Raw genomic sequence first — 17,370 nt, forward strand, 5'->3', positions numbered from 1 at the left:
CGAATTGACGGTGTCAAGTCGGCAGCCCGCTCCCCATGGCGGGCTGCCGTTTTTTTTGCCTGCTTTTTTGCACATAGCACCGAAACCGTCCTAACGGTACAATGGCGTCAAATTTCTACTGCGTAACCCGAGGCAATTTTTTTAATCGTACATGGTTGCGTACATATAGCGGATTAAAAACGCCCAATGAGCCAAGAAAAAGATAGCAAGATCAAGCACATAAGAAACTTCTCGATCATCGCGCATATCGACCACGGCAAGTCCACGCTGTCAGACCGCCTGATCCAGACCTGCGGCGGCTTGACCGAGCGCGAACTGAAAGAGCAAGTGCTTGATTCCATGGATATCGAGCGCGAGCGGGGCATCACGATCAAGGCCCAATCGGTCACTCTGGATTACACGGCGCCGGACGGGCAGGTCTACCAGCTCAACTTCATCGATACGCCGGGACACGTGGACTTTTCCTATGAAGTATCGCGGTCCCTGTATGCCTGCGAAGGGGCGCTGCTGGTCGTTGATGCCGCCCAGGGCGTAGAGGCCCAGTCCGTGGCCAACTGCTATACCGCCGTGGAGCAAGGGCTGGAAGTATTGCCGGTGCTCAACAAGATCGACCTGCCCCAGGCCGAGCCCGACCGGGTGGCCCAGGAAGTCGAGGAGATCATCGGCATCGATGCCACCGATGCCTGCCAGGTCTCGGCGAAAAGCGGCATCGGTATCGACGCGCTGCTGGAGCGGCTGGTGCGCGATATCCCACCCCCCAAGGGAGATCCGGACGCCCCTTTGCAGGCGCTGATCATCGATTCCTGGTTCGATAACTACCTTGGCGTTGTATCGCTGGTTCGCCTGTTCGACGGCACCCTGCGCAAAGGCGACAAGATACGCATCAATTCCACCTGCCGGGACTGGAATGCAACGGAAGTGGGTATTTTCACCCCGCTGCGCAAGCAGACCGATATCCTGCGCGCGGGCGAGGTGGGCTTCATCGTCGCCGGTATCAAGGACATTCACGGCGCGCCAGTAGGCGATACCATCACGCACACCAAGACACCGGATGTGCCCAGGCTGCCAGGCTTTAAAAAGGTCAAGCCGCAGGTATATGCCGGCATATTCACCGTCAATTCCGACGACTATGAAGATTTTCGTGATGCGTTGGAAAAGTTGGCGCTTAACGATGCGTCGCTGGAGTACGAACCGGAAAACTCGGATGCGCTGGGCTTTGGTTTTCGCGTGGGCTTTCTGGGCACGCTCCATATGGAGATCATCCAGGAACGTCTGGAACGCGAGTACGACCTTGACCTGCTGACCACTGCCCCGACCGTGGTCTATGAGCTGTCAATGAAAAATGGCGATCTCGTCTATGTATCCAATCCGTCCAAACTGCCCGACATGGCCGACGTCGAGTACATGCGTGAGCCTATCGTGCGGGCAAGCATTCTGGTGCCCCAGGAATTTGTCGGCAACGTGATCGCCGAGTGCGAGCAGCGCCGCGGTACCCAGTTGGACATGCAGTTTCTGGGCAACCAGATCCAGCTCACCTACGAGCTGCCCATGTCGGAAGTGGTGATGGACTTCTTTGATCGACTCAAGTCCATATCGCGCGGCTATGCCTCGCTCGAATACAATTTCGAACGCTTTGAAGCTGCCCAGCTTGTCCGTCTGGACGTGATGATCAACGGTGATAAGGTGGATGCGCTGGCGGTGATCATTCACCGCGATCACGCCCATTCTCGTGGCCGACTGCTGGTGGAAAAGATGAAAGAGCTGATCCCCCGGCAGATGTTTGACGTGGCCATCCAGGCAGCAATCGGTGGCCAGGTGGTGGCGCGCTCCACCGTCAAGGCCATGCGCAAGAATGTGACCGCGAAATGTTACGGCGGTGACGTGAGCCGCAAGAAAAAGCTGCTCGAGAAACAGAAAGCCGGTAAGAAACGCATGAAGCAGGTCGGCCGGGTGGAAATCCCCCAGGAAGCCTTCCTTGCTGTACTCAAGGTTAACGACTAGGGAAGATGTCCACCCATGGATTTTGCATTATTGCTGGTACTTGCCGTTGCGCTTTCCGGCGTTATCTACTTGCTCGATGTGGTCTGGTTGCGTCCCAAGCGCCGCGAGCGGGTCGCCCATGCCGAGGCACAGACTCAGGAAGGGCTTGACCCGGCGACCCGTGAAAAACTACTCAAAGAGCCCTGGCCGATCGATTATTCGCGCTCTTTCTTCCCGGTGCTGCTGGTCGTGCTGATCGTCCGCAGCTTTGTGGTCGAGCCGTTTCAGATTCCCTCCGGCTCCATGCGTCCAACGCTTGAGGTCGGTGATTTTATCCTGGTCAACAAGTTCGCTTACGGACTGCGTCTGCCGGTCGTCAACACGCGCTTTCTTGAGGTGGACGATCCCGAGCGCGGCGATGTGATGGTGTTCCGCTTCCCCGAAGAGCCTTCGGTCAACTTCATCAAGCGCGTGGTGGGGCTGCCCGGCGACCGTATCCGCTATGAAGACAAGCAGCTGTACGTCAACGGTGAGCCGGTATCCAAGGAGTTGATGGAGGAAGCGGCTTCCCAGCAGCTGTTGCTCGAGGAGCATTTAGGCGAGGTCGAGCACTATATTTATAACAACCCCCGCGACCCAGGCCCGCAGATGCGCGAAGTCGAAGTGCCCGAAGGTCACTACTTCACCATGGGCGATAACCGTGACCACTCCAACGACAGCCGCTACTGGGGGTTTGTGCCCGAGGAAAACATCGTCGGGCGCGCCTTTGCCGTCTGGATGCACTGGGAAGGCGGGCTGCCAAGTTTTACCGACGTGCGCCGCATTGAGTGATGAGGCCGACCGTCATGCTTAGCCATTATTTTTTAGTCAACGTCAATGACGTAGGGGCCCCGTGAGTACTTCGTTAACCGCTTTTTGCCGACGCATCGGCCATACGTTCGGCGATGCCACGCTGATCGAACTGGCCATGACCCACCGCAGCTACGGCGGTCGCAACAACGAACGCCTGGAATTCCTGGGCGATTCCATTGTCAATTTCGTCATTGCCGAAGCCCTCTATGAGCGCTTCCCCCAGGCGCGGGAAGGGCAGCTTTCACGTCTGCGCGCCCGCCTCGTGAAAGGCCAGACCCTGGCGGAGCTGGCCAGGGAAATGACGTTCGGCGAGTGCCTGCGGTTAGGCTCAGGCGAGATGAAAAGCGGCGGACATCGCCGGGAATCGATTCTCGCGGATGCCGTCGAAGCGGTGATCGGCGCTATTTACCTTGATGCGGGCATGGACGCGGTGCGCGAGCGCGTACTGGCCTGGTACGCCGAACGGCTGTCCAACATCTCGCTTCAGGATACCCAAAAAGACCCCAAGACGCGGCTGCAGGAATTCCTGCAGTCCCGCCAGGCGGCACTGCCGCGCTACGAGGTGGTGAGCGTCAAGGGAGAAGCCCATGCACAGACGTTCACCGTGGAGTGCTATATCGACCTGTTAAGTGACCACACCACAGGCAAAGGCCCGAGCCGCCGCCACGCCGAGCAGCAGGCGGCCGAAGAAGCGCTCGCTTATCTTGAAAAACGTCCTGGAGACAATGCATGAGCCAAACCTGTGGATTCGTTGCGATTGTCGGCCGTCCCAACGTCGGCAAGTCCACCCTGATGAACCGCATCCTGGGGCAAAAGATCTCGATTACCTCCCGGCGGCCGCAAACCACGCGCCACCAGGTCATGGGGATCAAGACGGAAGGCGACGCCCAGTTCATCTATGTCGACACCCCCGGCATGCACATCATGTCCAAAGATCGCAATAAAGCGATCAACCGGTTCATGAATCAGGCGGCGACCCAGGCACTGCGCGACGTTGACTGCGTGGTGTTCATCATTGACCGCACCCGCTGGACCGATGAAGACCAGGCGGTGCTCAAGCGCCTCGAGCATGTCAAAGCTCCCATTATCCTGGCGGTCAACAAGGTGGATCGGCTGAATGACAAGGGCGATCTGCTGCCCTGGCTGGCCGACGTGGGCGCGCGGCGTGAGTTTGCCGCGATTGTGCCGATTTCGGCCAAGCACGGTACCCAGGTGGATACGCTGGAAGCGGAAGTCGCCAAGCATCTTCCCGAAAGCATCCACTATTTCCCGGAAGACCAGATTACCGACCGAAGCCTGCGCTTCATGGCGGCGGAGCTGGTGCGTGAAAAAGTCATGCGCCAGTTGGGCGACGAGTTGCCCTACCAGATGACCGTCGAAATCGAAGAGTTTCGTGAAGCCGGGCGCGTCACGCACATCAGCGCGCTGATTCTGGTCGAGCGCCAGGGCCAGAAAGTCATCCTGATCGGTGAAAACGGCGAGCGCATCAAGAATATCGGCCGTGAAGCCCGGCTGGACATGGAGCGAGCGTTGGGCACCAAGGTCATGCTCAACCTGTGGGTCAAGGTGAAGCGTGGCTGGTCTGACGATGAGCGGGCGCTGAAAAGCCTGGGCTACGATCTCGATTGAGCGTAGGCATGTCGGCGGAACCTGCCTTCCTGCTGCACCGCAGGCCATACCGCGAAACCAGTGCGCTTGTGGACCTGTTGACGCTGCATCACGGCCGGATACGGGCTGTGGCTCAGGGCGGCCAGCGGCCGACGTCGAAATCGCGGCAGCGTCTGCAGCCGTTTACGCCGCTGCTAGTCACCTGGCGCGGCGAGCGTGAGCTCAAGCGGCTGACCCTGATGGAGTCCCGTGGGACAACAGCGCTGCTGGCGGGGGAAGGCCTGCTGTGCGGGCTTTATGCCAATGAAATTGCCACGCGTCTGCTGCCCCTGGAGCTTCCGGCCAGTGATGCCTTTGCTTTTTACACCGCCTTGTTAGAAGCCTTGCCGGCGCCCGCCGCTCGGGCGCTGGCGCTGCGCCGCTACGAATGGTCGCTGCTGGAGGCGCTGGATGCCACGCCGCGCTTCTGCACCCCCGACGGCGGTGCGCTCGACCCTCAGGCTCAGTACCGATTCGATGCGGACAGCCGTGCGTTCATCCCGGCCGCCAAGGGGCTGGACGGGCGCACCCTGCGCTATATTGATCAGCATGACTGGCAGGAGCCGACACTTGCCAACGCCTTGAAAGCCGTCATGCGTGCCGCGCTGGCACCGCTCCTGGGTGCCAGGGCACTACGCTCCCGCGAACTGATGCTCGACCTTGCCAAACGTCGCCAACGCTAGGCGACACCCCCTGTTTTGACTGGAGGCTATTATGCATCCCCCTCGGATATTGTTAGGCGTCAACATCGACCACATTGCCACGCTGCGCCAGGCACGCGGTACCCGCTATCCGGATCCCGTGCAGGCGGCTTTGTTAGCCGAAGAGGCGGGCGCTGACGGCATTACCGTCCACCTGCGCGAAGATCGCCGCCATATCCAGCTGCGCGACGTGAAGCTGCTCGCCGAGGTGCTCAATACGCGTATGAACCTCGAAATGGCGCTGACCGAGGAAATGCTGGCGCTGGCCGAAGAGATTCGCCCCGCCCATGTTTGCCTGGTGCCCGAGAAGCGCGAAGAGCTGACCACCGAAGGCGGTCTCGACGTGGTTGGAGGTGTTGACGCCATTGCCAGCGCCTGCCAACGCCTTGCCGCTGCCGGCTGCGAGGTGTCGCTGTTCATCGACCCGGAGGCCGACCAGATCGACGCGGCCCAGCGTGCGGGGGCGCCGGTCATCGAGCTGCACACTGGTGCTTATGCCGACGCGCGACCCGGCAGCGAGACCGCCACGGCCGAGTACCAGCGGCTGACCGCTGCCGCCACGCATGCGGTGTCGCTGGGGCTGGTGGTCAATGCCGGCCACGGGCTGCATTACCACAACGCCGAGGCCATCGCCGCATTGCCGGGCATCAACGAGCTGAACATCGGCCACGCGATTATTGCCCGCGCGCTGTTTGTGGGGCTGAAAGACGCCGTTGCCGACATGAAGCGGCTGATCATCGCGGGTCAGGAAGCCGGGCTCATGGCGGCGCTGGACGCCCACGATCACGCGCATGACGACCATGTTCATGACGGCTGCTGCGGGCACTGATCGGTGATCGTCGGGATTGGCTCGGATATCGCTCGGGTCGAGCGCTTTGCCCGCGCAATAAAGCGCCATGGGCCGCGTTTCGCGCAGCGCATTCTGGGGCCCGAAGAGCATCGGGTATGGCAGCACAAGGCTCAGCCGGTGGCGTTTCTGGCCAAGCGGTTCGCCGCCAAGGAAGCCTTCGTCAAGGCGCTTGGGCTGGGGCTACGGCGTGGCCTGCAGTGGTGCGATATCGAGGTGCTCAACGACCCGTTAGGCAAGCCGCTTCTGACACTCCACGGGGCGGCCGCCGACAAGGCGGCCGCCGCTGGGGTAACCGCCATGCATGTTACGCTGAGCGATGAAGACGACTATGCCATCGCGTTTGTCGTGCTGGAGCGTTAAGTCGCCCGCCGCTAGCCAAGCGTTCCCCGCTGGGCAATGAGCCTGTCCATCGCCTGGTAAAGATCCTGAATCAGCGTGTCCACGTGGTCCAGCCCGCTTGTGCGTAGCCGGGTTTCCAGCGTTTCGACAATCAGCGCCAACTCTGGCGCGCCGCAGTAGCGGCTGGCACCGTTGAGTCCATGGACGCTGTCGATTAGCGCTTCCAGATCGCGCTGCTGATAAGCAGCATCCATGGCGTCGCGGGTGGCAGGCAGATGGTCGATCAAGCGCCTGAGCTGGGCGCGCGCAAGGTCTTCCTTGCCTCCCGCCAGACGGGTGCCGAGGGTCAGGTCGATGGCCGGCAACGTGGCGGATGCAGCCCCTGTCGTGAACGTACCGCTCGGCCGGGGTTTCTTGACCGGCGGCGCCTGGGTCGGCGTGATGCCCAAAAAACGACTGAGCAGCTGATTCAGATCATGCTCGTCAATGGGTTTGATGATGACGTCGTCCAGCCCTTCCGCCAGCCAGCGCTGGCGTTCGCTGTTCAGCGCATGCGCGGTGACCGCCACGATCGGGCAACGGCCCCAGCGCTGGCTCAAGCGTCGCAGCGCCTGGGTGGTCTGCACGCCGTCCATCCCGGGCATGCGAATATCCATGAACACCATATCAAAGGTCTGCTCACGGCCTATCTCGATGGCTTGCTGACCACTTTCCGCCAGGGTGATCTGCCGCCCGGGCGCCTCGAGCAAGGCACTGAGCAGCTGACGGTTGGAGGTGTTGTCATCGACGACCAGTAGCCGGTGGTGGTCATCGGCGACGCTAGATGCGACGGCGGGGGAGGGCAGTGGTCGCGGCTCGCCCACCGGAACCAGCAGGTGGGTTAGTGAGGCCACCAGCTGCGCCCGGGTAAACGGCTTGCACAGCAGTTCGCCCTTGAACGGGAAGTCGAGCGTTGGAAGCTCGAAGCTGGAGCCGTTGACGAGCACCAGCGCTGGGCAGCGTATCGTACGAATGAACGCCTGCCACTCGGCCAGGGCCGCATCCTGCAGCTCGTCCCGGTCAAGGCTGATCAATACGAGATCGCAGTCTGTATCGCTTGCCAGCCCCACGGGGATGGCCCCCCAGCGTTGCAGCAGGTGCTCGAGCACATGCCGCGTGGTGGTGTGGGGCTCATGAACACCAATGATTGGGCCATCGAGCAATAGCTCGGGGCTGCGTTCGTCGGCGTGGTGCGCCTGGAGTGGCAGGGTGAACGAGAACGTCGTGCCTTTGTCCAGCTCGCTTTCGACGCTGATGTCACCGCCCATGCGATCAATGAGCTGTCGGCATATGGTCAGGCCCAGCCCGCTGCCGCCGAATTGGCGCGGGTGGCTGGGCGCGGCCTGGGAAAAAGCGCTGAACAGCTGTTGCTGGTGTTCCTCGCTCAAGCCGATGCCCGTATCGCTGACGCTGATGTTCAGCACGACATGCTTGCCCGTGAAATGTTCGAGCATGACCCGCACGACCACATCGCCCTGCTGGGTAAACTTCAGGGCGTTGCTGACCAGGTTGTTGAGTACCTGATGCAGCCTCAGGGGATCGCCGCACAGCGGGGTGGGCACGTCGTCGTACACCATGGCGACCAGGTGAAGGTGCTTGCGCTGGGCTTCGGGCGCATGCAGGCCGAGCACCTCGTCGACCAGGGTGACAACGTCGATGTCGGCTTCTTCCAGCGTCAGGCGGTTGGCCTCGAGCTTGGAAAAATCGAGGACGTCGTTGACCAGCATCAGCAGATTATCGCAGGCACGGTGAACGTGCTGGAGCCAGTCACGCTGGCGGTCGTCGAGGCTAGAGCGCCCCAGCAGGCGACAAAAACCGATAATGCCGTTCAGCGGCGTGCGGATCTCGTGACTCATGTTGGCGAGGAACTCGGACTTGACCGTATTGGCACGCACGGCGCTGCGATGGGCTAGATCAAGCTTGATATTCTGCTCTTCGATGGTCTCCATGGACTCCTGTAGTTCGCTGGTCGCCTGTTCGATCTGCGCCTGCATGTCATGCTGGGACTGTTGCAGATGCATCGCCAGCCCATTGATCTGCCTGGCGAGCTGATTGAACTCCATGGTGTGGTGTGACGCGAGCGTCTGTTCATAGTCGCCGCGCGACAGCCGATAAAGGGCATGACTGGCGTCTTCAACGGGCCGGGTGACGTAGCGGCTGAGGGCAAAGGCAATCAAGAACAGGCACAGCCCCAGCAGCATGCCGCCGAGGCTCAAGCCGGCGATCATCTGGTAGCGGGCCAGATTGAGCGAGCTGGTGTCGATCGTGGCTTCCAGCCACCCCGCCCGGGCAACTGAACCGCTTCCCGTGGTCGAGGGGGTGAGGGGCACCTGCAAGCGCCAGACGCTTTCGTCGGTTTCCAACTGTGTGGCGTCGGGAGGAGAAGACAATCGTGACGTCTGATGGGTGCGTCCGCGAACCAGAAGGCGACTGTTCTGGTCGTCAAAGACGGTCACGGAACTGACGCCTGGCTGCTCGAGAAGTCGCGCGACGCGGGTTTCCAGCTGATCGATATTGGTATCCAGCAGCGCCTCTGCCAGGCTGGGGGCAATGTATTCGCTGGCGCTGACGACGCGCTCTTCCAGAAGCGCCCGGGCTTTATGGTCGTTCTGCACAACGAGGAGTATCGCCATGCCGGCATACACCACGAGGGGAAGACCAAGCAGCGCAAAAAGAAGTCGCGTGTTCAAAGACATGAAAGCAGCCTGCTGATTCAAGAGGGTTACCTGTCCAGTGTACGGTAGCACCGATATAATGCAGGGTAACGGTCACGATAAGGAATCGATACGATGGATTATCCCACGTTGGAAGACGTAGTTGGCAATACGCCGCTGGTTCGCCTGAAGCGGATCAGTGCCGGACGTAACAATACCCTGCTGGCGAAGCTCGAAGGCAACAATCCGGCGGGCTCGGTGAAAGACCGCCCGGCGCTGTCCATGCTCAGCGAAGCCGAAGCGCGCGGCGACATTACCCCTGGCGACACCCTGATCGAAGCCACGTCGGGCAATACCGGCATTGCCCTGGCCATGGCTGCGGCCATGAAGGGCTACCGGATGGTGCTGGTGATGCCGGAGAGCGCGTCCGAGGAACGCAAACAGGCGATGGCCGCCTTCGGCGCGACGCTGATCTCGGCGAGCAAAGCAGGCGGCATGGAAGAAGCCCGGGATATCGCCGATGGCATGATCGCCCGGGGCGAGGGCAAGCCGCTCAACCAGTTCGCCAATCCGGATAATCCCCTGGCGCACTACCGCACCACCGGCCCCGAAGTATGGCGGCAAACCGGCGGAGAAGTAACCCACTTTGTCAGCTCCATGGGCACCACCGGGACCATCATGGGCGTGTCGCGCTACCTGAAAGAACAGAACCCGGAAATTCAGATTGTCGGCCTGCAGCCCGCTGACGGTGCGAGCATTCCCGGTATCCGGCGTTGGCCGACGGAATATCTGCCCGCCATCTTCGAAGCGCCGCGCGTGGATAACACTCTGGATATCGCTCAGCACGAAGCCGAGGAACATATGCGTCGTCTAGCCCGTGAGGAGGGCATCTTTGCTGGGGTCTCGTCGGGTGGCTGCCTGGCCGGTGCGCTGCGTATTGCCGAACAAACCGAGAATGCGGTCATCGTGTTTATCGTCTGCGACCGCGGAGACCGCTATCTCTCCACGGGCCTGTTCGCCCCGGAGGTATAGATGGCCATGTTGGGAAAACGCCGGCCCCCACGGCCTGCCTCAGGGCATTCCGGGCTGGCCCGTCAGCAAACCGCCAAGCCATCTACCCCGTCGGCCCAGGACGCGTCCGCCCTGGTCGTTGAACGCCTCGCCCATGACGGGCGCGGGGTGGCACATACTGCCGCTGGCAAGACGGTCTTCATTGATCAGGCGCTACCCGACGAACACGTTGAGGTGGCCGTTCACCTGACCCGCAAGCGTTATGACGAAGCGCACGTGAAGCAGGTGCTGAGCCCATCGGAGAAGCGCGTCTCACCGCCGTGCCCGCATTTCAGCCACTGTGGCGGCTGCGATTTACAGCACCTGGCCATGGACTCCCAGCGGGCGCACAAAGAGGATGTGGTGCGCGACCTGTTTGCCCGTCAGGGCATCACCCTGGGCGGGGTGGAATCGCTTTACAGCGAGGCGCAGGGCTATCGGCGGCGCGCCCGCCTGGGCGTCAAGGTCGACGGCGACGGCCACCCGCGGCTAGGCTTTCGCGCGGCCCATTCCCATCGGCTGGTCGATATCGAAAGTTGCCTGGTGCTGGTCGAACCGCTGCAGGCACTGATCACCCCGTTGCGCGGGTTGCTTGACACCCTGGAGGCGCCGCGCCAGGTCGGGCATATCGAGCTGCTGGCGACGGATACTCAACGGGTGGTGTTGGTCCGTCAGCTCAAGGCCAACGTTGCGGACGCCGAACGATGGCAGGCGTTTGCCGATCAGTATCAACTGGCATTGGGCACCTGGTTAGGGCGGGAGTCACCGGAATTGCACTGGCATGGTGCGCCGCCAGCGCTGGAAGAGCGCCTGGCAATACCCGGTGGCACGCCCCTGACGCTAACCTTTGCCCCGGGCGACTTTCTGCAGGTGAATGCCGAGGTGAACCAGCAGATGGTCGCCACCGTTGTTGACTGGCTGACGCCTACCCCCGACCAACGGCTGATGGATTTATTTGCCGGCATTGGTAATTTCAGTCTGCCGTTGGCCGCGGCCGGCGCCGACGTTCATGCGGTGGAGGGCAGCCCCTCCATGGTGGCAAGGCTGGCCCGCAACGCCGAACGCAACCAATTGAGCGTTTCCGGTCAGCAACTGGATTTGAGCGATCCGGCGACCGTTGCCACGCTGCTGCGCGACGAAGGCGACAGGGACGCGCTGGTGCTTGATCCACCGCGCAGCGGTGCGGAAGCGATCTGTCAGGGGCTGGCGCGGCGTCCGGTCGCGAAGGTGGTGTATATTTCCTGTGATCCTGCCACGCTTGCCCGGGATGCGGCACACCTTGTGCATGCGGGTTACCGTATTACGCAAGTCGCGGTGGCCGATATGTTCATGCACACTGCGCATATGGAAACGCTGATGCTGTTTGAGCACACAGGGTGTGAATGAACGCAGCAAGCCTCGGCAGCCGATCTACGGGTCGCTGCCCCGAAAGGATGAGATATCGTCATGGTAAAAGTGCGTGAAGACCAGCCGCTGACCGACAGCGGAAAGGTGGATCTGCAGCAATGGTTAACGCGCCTGCAAGAAGATGTGCGCCTGCCGGAGCCTGAGCGTTTGCATCAGGCCTGCGAGCTCGCCCAGACCCTGGAGCTGGACGCCCCCAGGTCGCATCGCGTCTGGCTGACGCCGGGGTCGAGTTTTCGCATGGGCCTGGAAATGGCCGACATCCTGGGCGAGCTGAAGCTCGACCAGGCGACCCTGGAAGCTGCGGTTCTCTACCGGGCAGTGCGCGAAGGCCTGTTGAGCCTGGAAACGGTGACCAAACGATTTGGCGACGAAGTGGCCAGCCTGATCGATGGCGTCCTGCAGATGGCCGCGATCAGCTACCCCTTGGCGCCCAACCACGGCATGGGCCAGCACAATCAGCAGGAAAACCTGCGCAAGATGCTGGTCAACATGATCAGTGACGTGCGGGTCGCCCTGATCAAGATTGCCGAGCGCACCTGCGCGCTACGCCAGGTCAAGGATGCGCCCCGGGAAAAATGCCTCCAGGTGGCCAGGGAAGTCGCCGATATCTACGCGCCCCTGGCGCACCGCCTGGGTATCGGGCAGATCAAGTGGGAGCTCGAAGACCTCTCGTTTCGCTACCTGCACGAAGACGAATACAAGGCGATCGCCAAGCTGCTGGCCGAAAAGCGCCTGGATCGTGACCGCTACATCAATGACGTGGTCGAGACCCTCAAGGGCCTGATGGAAGCCCAGAACATCCACCATTACGACGTGGACGGGCGCGCCAAGCATATCTATTCGATCTGGCGCAAGATGAAGCGCAAGCGGATTGACTTTTCCCAGGTTCACGACGTGCGCGCCGTGCGCATCCTGGTGCCCGAAGTGACCGACTGCTATACCGTGCTGGGGATCGTGCATTCGCGCTGGCATCACGTGCCCAACGAGTTTGACGATTACATCGCCAATCCCAAGAAGAACGGCTATCAGTCGCTGCACACCGCCGTGATGGGCCCGGAAAACAAGGTGCTCGAGATTCAGATTCGCACCTTTGCCATGCACGACGAAGCCGAGCTGGGGGTCTGCGCCCACTGGCGCTATAAGGGCCATGACACCAACGCCAAGAGCCGCAGCTATGAGGAAAAGATCGCCTGGCTGCGTCAGGTGCTGGAGTGGCAGGACGAGGTCGGCGGCTTTGGCGACCTGCGCGAAGGGCTGTCCAGCGATGTGGCGCCGGATCGCATCTATGTGTTTACCCCCGACGGCCATGTGATCGACCTGCCGCGCGTCGCCACGCCGATCGACTTCGCCTACCGCGTACACACCGAGATCGGCCACCGCTGCCGAGGGGCCAAGATCAACGGCCGTATCGTGCCGCTTACCTACAAGCTGAAATCCGGCCAGCAGGTCGAGATCCTTACCGCCACCAAGGGCGGCCCCAGCCGCGACTGGCTGAACCCCAGCCTGGGCTATGTGCGCACCTCCCGCGCCCGGGCGAAGATTCAGGCCTGGTTCAAGTATCAGGCGCGGGATCAAAACCTCGACGAAGGCCGCGGGCTGTTTGAACGCGAGATGCGCCGCCTGGATATCGAGGGGCTGGATCTGCCCAAGCTGGCGAAAGCCGTCAACTATCAGACCGCGGACGATATGTACGCGGCCCTGGGCGCCGGCGACCTGCGTATCGGCCAGGTGCTCAACCAGGCCCAGCAGCTGTTTGGCGAATCCGACGACCAGGAACAGCTCGATCGCCTGCTGGCCAAGCCCAGGCGGCAGTCCAGCAAGGCGACCAAAAGCGATATCACCGTGCTCGGGGTGGGCAATCTCAAGACCAGCATGGCCAACTGCTGCCGGCCGGTACCCGGCGAGCCGATTGTCGGCTTCATCACCCAGGGGCGCGGCGTCACCGTGCACCGCCAGGACTGCAGCAACATTCTGCAATTGCGCCTGGATGAGCCCCAGCGCATCATCGAAGTGGAATGGGGCGAGCGTGCCCAGACGCGCTATCCGGTGACCATCGAGATTCAGGCCTGGGATCGTTCAGGCTTGCTGCGCGATGTCACCGGCCTGCTGGGCAATGAAAAGGTCAACGTCCTGGCGGTCAATACGCTGACCGACACCGACGAAGGCATTGCCCGCCTGCGCATCACCCTGGAAGTCGATGGCCTGGAAGCGCTGGGTCGGCTGTTCTCGCGCATTCAGCAACTGCCCAACGTGACCGAGGTTCGCCGTCTGCGCGATACCGACCCTGACAAGAATGTCCATGGAGGAGGGAGCTGATGCGCTACTCGCTGGACGATCTGCTCACCCTGATGCGCGTGCTCCGCGACCGTGAGCAGGGCTGCCCCTGGGATATCAAGCAGGATTGGGAGAGCATCGTCCCCCACACCCTTGAAGAAGCCTACGAAGTGGCCGATGCCATCGAGCGGCGTGCGTTCGACGAGCTGCCCGGTGAATTGGGCGACCTGCTGTTTCAGGTGGTCTACTACGCCCAGTTTGCCGCCGAAGAGCAGCGCTTCGACTTCCACGACATCGTCGACACGCTCACCGCCAAGATGCTGCGTCGCCACCCGCATGTGTTTCCCGACGGCACCCTGGCATCGCGCCGCCCGCCGGGCGTCACCGCCGACGACGTGCAGACCCGGCAGGTCAATAGCCGCTGGGAGGCATTGAAGGCCGATGAACGCGCCGAGCGTACCGACCAGCCGCCCTCGGTGCTCGACGACGTGCCGCGCACCCTGCCAGCCCTCAGCCGGGCTGCCAAGCTTTCCAAGCGGGCCGCGCGAGTGGGGTTTGACTGGCCTGATTCCCGTGGCGTGCTGGCCAAGATACGCGAAGAGCTCGATGAGGTGGAAGAAGCACTTGCCACCGGCGATCAGCAGCACGCCCATGAAGAGGTCGGCGACCTGCTGTTTGCCGTGACCAATCTGGCGCGCACCCTCGGGGCCAATCCCGAGCAGTGTCTGCGCGCCACCAATGCCAAGTTCGAACGACGCTTTCGCTACGTCGAGGGTGCCCTTGAGGGCGCGGGGCGTCCGCTGGCCGAGGCTTCGCTTGAAGAGATGGAAAGCCACTGGCAGACGGCCAAGGCCGAAGAAAAAAACTGAGTCACTCCTGATTTCCTATTGATGCGACCCCTGCAAGGAGGCCACGCCATGAGCCATGACCTACACGAATCGCTACGCGATAACGTGCGTATCCTGGGCGACAGCCTGGGGCGAACCATTGCCGATGATTTAGGCCAGGGATTCGTCGATAAAATCGAAACCATTCGTGCCCATGCCAAGCAGGGGCGGCAGGGCGACTCGCTCCAGCAGCGCGATCTGATCGAGTACCTGCGCAAGCTTCCCGAACAGGACCTGCTGCCCGTCACCCGGGCGTTCAACCAGTTTCTCAACCTGGCCAATATCGCCGAGCAGCATTACCGGGCGCGTTTTCGCCGCGTCGAGGACTATAAGCCGGGCTCGCAGCCGGTGCTCGGTGAGCTGCTGAAACGCGCCGAACAGGCGGGTAATTCGCCGCGCAAGCTGGTCGAGACCCTGGCCAACATGCGCGTGGAGCTGGTGCTGACCGCGCACCCCACCGAAGTCATCCGCCGCACGCTGATCCAGAAGTACGACGCCATCGACGACTGCCTGACAGCCATCGAAGGTTCGGAAGACTATCCCGAGCGTGGCACCCGTGCTCAGGGGCGGCTCGAGGAGCTGATCAGCCAGGCGTGGCACACTGACGAGATCCGCCATGAACGACCCACGCCCGTCGATGAGGCCAAGTGGGGGTTTGCGGTCATTGAAAACTCGCTGTGGCAGGCCGTGCCCGACTTTCACCGCGACCTGGACAACCTGCTGCTGGACACCGCCGGTGAGCGTCTGCCGCTGGATGCCGCGCCGATTCGCTACGCGTCCTGGATGGGCGGCGATCGCGACGGCAACCCCAACGTGACCTCGCGGGTGACCAGGGAGGTACTGCTGCTGGGCCGCTGGATGGCCGCAGACCTTTACCTGCGCGACCTCGAACAGCTCAAGACCGAGCTTTCCATGTGGAAGGCCAACAGCGCCTTGAAGGCGGAAGTCGGCGACGTGGCCGAGCCTTACCGCGAACTGCTCAAGCGCCTGCTGGGCAAGGTGGAATCCACCCGGGACTGGGCCAAGGCCGAGCTGGACGGACGCAACTATGACGGCGGGCCGATCATCGAAACTCGCGACCAGCTGTATGCGCCGCTGCTGGCCTGCTATCGCTCGCTGTGCGACGTTGGCCTGGACACCATCGCCAACGGCGCGCTGCTCGACACGCTGCGCCGGGTGGCGGTGTTCGGCGTGACGCTGACCAAACTCGACCTGCGCCAGGAGGCCAGCCGCCACGCCCAGGTGATGGAAGAGCTGACCGCTGCGTTGAACCTGGGTCACTATCGCGACTGGGATGAACAGCAGCGTCAGGACTTTCTGCTCGCCGAGCTCGACTCGCGGCGTCCGCTGATTCCGCGCCGCTGGGAATGCTCGGCGGAAACCCGCGAGGTGCTGGACACCTTCAAGGTCATCGCCAAGGAGCACGCCGAAGCCCTGGGCACCTATATCATTTCCATGGCGGCTGAGCCCTCCGATGTCCTCACCGTGGCCCTGTTGATGAAAGAAGCGGGCGGCCAGGTGACGCTGCCCATCGCGCCGCTGTTTGAAACCCTCAACGACCTCGACCATGCCGGTGACGTGATCGACCAGCTGCTGGCGCTGCCGGGCTATCGCAAGCTGATGCGCAACGGCCAGGAAGTGATGATCGGCTACTCCGACTCGGCCAAGGACGCCGGCCAGCTGGCGGCGGCCTGGGCGCAGTACCGGGCGCAGGAGTCGTTGGTCAACGTCTGCGAGCGCCACGGCGTCGATTTGACCCTATTCCACGGCCGCGGCGGCACGGTCGGTCGGGGCGGCGGCCCCGCCCACGCGGCGATTCTCTCCCAGCCGCCGGGATCGGTGAACGGCAGTCTCCGGGTGACCGAGCAGGGTGAGATGATTCGCTTCAAGTTCGGCCAGCCGGATATCGCCCTGCGTTCGATGGAAATCTACGCCTGTGCGGTGCTCGAGGCCACGCTGCTGCCGCCCAGGACCCCCGAGCCCCACTGGCGAGAGGAGATGGACCAGCTCGCCAAGGTCGCCCACGCCGCCTATGTTGGGGTGGTGCGCGAAGATCCCGATTTTGTGCCGTACTTCCGTGCGGTCACCCCGGAAGGTGCCCTTGGCCGGCTGCCGCTGGGGTCGCGGCCCACCAAGCGCCGTCAGGACGGCGGGGTGGAGACTCTGCGCGCCATCCCATGGATATTCGCCTGGACGCAGATTCGCCTGATGCTTCCCGCGTGGCTGGGCAGCGGCGAAGCGTTCTCGCGGCGTCTCGAGCAGCCTGGCGGCCGCGAGGTGTTGCAGGAGATGCGCAATGAGTGGCCGTTCTTTGGCACCTACCTGGACATGCTGGAGATGCTGCTGGCCAAGGCTGACGTGGCGATTTCGGCCTACTACGAGCACCGCCTGGTGGACGAGCCGTCGCTCAAGGCACTGGGCAAGCAGCTGCGTGAACGCTTTGCGCGCCTGGAAGAGGCCGTGCTGGATATTCTTCAGCAGGACGCGCTGCTGGAAAACACCCCGCTGATTCGCCAGGCGATCGATGTGCGCAATCCTTACATCGATCCGTTGCACGGCCTGCAGGCAGAGCTCCTGCAGCGTAACCGGGATGCCGATGGCGCGATCAGCGCCGACCTTTCCCGCGCGCTAATGGTGACCATGGCGGGGATCGCTGCGGGTCTGCGCAATACGGGCTAGGCAACCCCCAT

At 62.3% G+C, this 17,370-nt stretch carries 13 protein-coding genes; 12 read left to right on the forward strand and 1 reads right to left on the reverse strand.

Annotation, left to right across the window (positions count from 1 at the left end):
• The first annotated feature begins 186 nt into the window (after positions 1–186).
• From lepA to acpS, 7 genes are all read left to right on the forward strand, one after another.
• A complete protein-coding gene (gene lepA / locus QC815_RS03675) occupies positions 187–2,001 on the forward strand; it encodes a translation elongation factor 4 (RefSeq protein WP_309766992.1) in 1,815 nt (604 codons plus the stop codon).
• A 15-nt stretch (positions 2,002–2,016) separates the two neighbouring features.
• Entirely contained in the window at positions 2,017–2,811 is a 795-nt protein-coding gene (lepB, locus tag QC815_RS03680) for a signal peptidase I (protein ID WP_230446703.1), read from the forward strand.
• Positions 2,812–2,872: 61 nt separating this feature from the next.
• Positions 2,873–3,565 carry a ribonuclease III gene (rnc, locus tag QC815_RS03685; RefSeq protein WP_230446704.1) on the forward strand — a complete coding sequence of 231 codons (693 nt, stop codon included), beginning with the start codon at positions 2,873–2,875 and terminating at the stop codon, positions 3,563–3,565.
• The gene (gene era, locus QC815_RS03690) at positions 3,562–4,461 is read left to right on the forward strand and encodes a GTPase Era (protein ID WP_230446705.1); all 900 of its coding nucleotides are present in this window, start codon (positions 3,562–3,564) and stop codon (positions 4,459–4,461) included. The genes rnc and era overlap by 4 nt, the downstream gene beginning before the upstream one ends.
• Before the next feature lie 8 nt (positions 4,462–4,469).
• On the forward strand, positions 4,470–5,162 hold the full coding sequence (recO, locus tag QC815_RS03695) for a DNA repair protein RecO (protein ID WP_230446706.1): 693 nt from the start codon (positions 4,470–4,472) through the stop codon (positions 5,160–5,162).
• 31 nt (positions 5,163–5,193) lie between these two features.
• Positions 5,194–6,009 carry a pyridoxine 5'-phosphate synthase gene (gene pdxJ / locus QC815_RS03700; protein ID WP_230446707.1) on the forward strand — a complete coding sequence of 272 codons (816 nt, stop codon included), beginning with the start codon at positions 5,194–5,196 and terminating at the stop codon, positions 6,007–6,009.
• Between the two features lie 3 nt (positions 6,010–6,012).
• Positions 6,013–6,390 carry a holo-ACP synthase gene (acpS, locus tag QC815_RS03705; RefSeq protein ID WP_230446708.1) on the forward strand — a complete coding sequence of 126 codons (378 nt, stop codon included), beginning with the start codon at positions 6,013–6,015 and terminating at the stop codon, positions 6,388–6,390.
• A gap of 11 nt (positions 6,391–6,401) precedes the next feature.
• On the opposite strand, the gene QC815_RS03710 is transcribed toward acpS, so the two are convergent.
• Positions 6,402–9,104, reverse strand: coding sequence for an ATP-binding protein (locus QC815_RS03710; RefSeq protein WP_309766996.1), 2,703 nt, complete (start codon positions 9,102–9,104; stop codon positions 6,402–6,404).
• 93 nt (positions 9,105–9,197) lie between these two features.
• On the opposite strand from QC815_RS03710, the gene cysM reads away from it, so the two are divergent.
• Genes cysM through ppc form a run of 5 tightly spaced genes read left to right on the forward strand, consistent with a single transcriptional unit; the run spans position 9,198 to position 17,359 of the window.
• Entirely contained in the window at positions 9,198–10,094 is an 897-nt protein-coding gene (gene cysM / locus QC815_RS03715; protein ID WP_230446710.1) for a cysteine synthase CysM, read from the forward strand.
• Complete coding sequence (locus QC815_RS03720) at positions 10,095–11,498, forward strand: TRAM domain-containing protein (protein WP_309766998.1); 1,404 nt, start codon at positions 10,095–10,097, stop codon at positions 11,496–11,498.
• Positions 11,499–11,558: 60 nt separating this feature from the next.
• Positions 11,559–13,835, forward strand: coding sequence for a GTP diphosphokinase (gene relA, locus QC815_RS03725; RefSeq protein ID WP_230446712.1), 2,277 nt, complete (start codon positions 11,559–11,561; stop codon positions 13,833–13,835).
• Positions 13,835–14,662 (forward strand): nucleoside triphosphate pyrophosphohydrolase, encoded by an 828-nt coding sequence (gene mazG, locus QC815_RS03730; RefSeq protein ID WP_230446713.1) that lies wholly within the window; start codon positions 13,835–13,837, stop codon positions 14,660–14,662. Before relA ends, mazG begins: the two co-directional genes overlap by 1 nt.
• Before the next feature lie 48 nt (positions 14,663–14,710).
• Complete coding sequence (gene ppc / locus QC815_RS03735) at positions 14,711–17,359, forward strand: phosphoenolpyruvate carboxylase (RefSeq protein WP_230446714.1); 2,649 nt, start codon at positions 14,711–14,713, stop codon at positions 17,357–17,359.
• The last annotated feature ends 11 nt before the right edge of the window (positions 17,360–17,370 follow it).

Source organism: Vreelandella gomseomensis (genome assembly GCF_031451645.1).
GTDB classification, from domain to species: Bacteria; Pseudomonadota; Gammaproteobacteria; order Pseudomonadales; family Halomonadaceae; genus Vreelandella; species Vreelandella gomseomensis.

Coding starts and splice junctions, on each gene's coding strand:
- lepA (WP_309766992.1), top strand. CDS start 187: ATGAGCCAAGAAAAAGATAGCAAGATCAAGCACATAAGAAACTTCTCG.
- lepB (WP_230446703.1), top strand. CDS start 2,017: ATGGATTTTGCATTATTGCTGGTACTTGCCGTTGCGCTTTCCGGCGTT.
- cysM (WP_230446710.1), top strand. CDS start 9,198: ATGGATTATCCCACGTTGGAAGACGTAGTTGGCAATACGCCGCTGGTT.
- QC815_RS03720 (WP_309766998.1), top strand. CDS start 10,095: ATGGCCATGTTGGGAAAACGCCGGCCCCCACGGCCTGCCTCAGGGCAT.
- relA (WP_230446712.1), top strand. CDS start 11,559: ATGGTAAAAGTGCGTGAAGACCAGCCGCTGACCGACAGCGGAAAGGTG.
- recO (WP_230446706.1), top strand. CDS start 4,470: ATGTCGGCGGAACCTGCCTTCCTGCTGCACCGCAGGCCATACCGCGAA.
- mazG (WP_230446713.1), top strand. CDS start 13,835: ATGCGCTACTCGCTGGACGATCTGCTCACCCTGATGCGCGTGCTCCGC.
- pdxJ (WP_230446707.1), top strand. CDS start 5,194: ATGCATCCCCCTCGGATATTGTTAGGCGTCAACATCGACCACATTGCC.
- ppc (WP_230446714.1), top strand. CDS start 14,711: ATGAGCCATGACCTACACGAATCGCTACGCGATAACGTGCGTATCCTG.
- QC815_RS03710 (WP_309766996.1), bottom strand. CDS start 9,104: ATGTCTTTGAACACGCGACTTCTTTTTGCGCTGCTTGGTCTTCCCCTC.
- era (WP_230446705.1), top strand. CDS start 3,562: ATGAGCCAAACCTGTGGATTCGTTGCGATTGTCGGCCGTCCCAACGTC.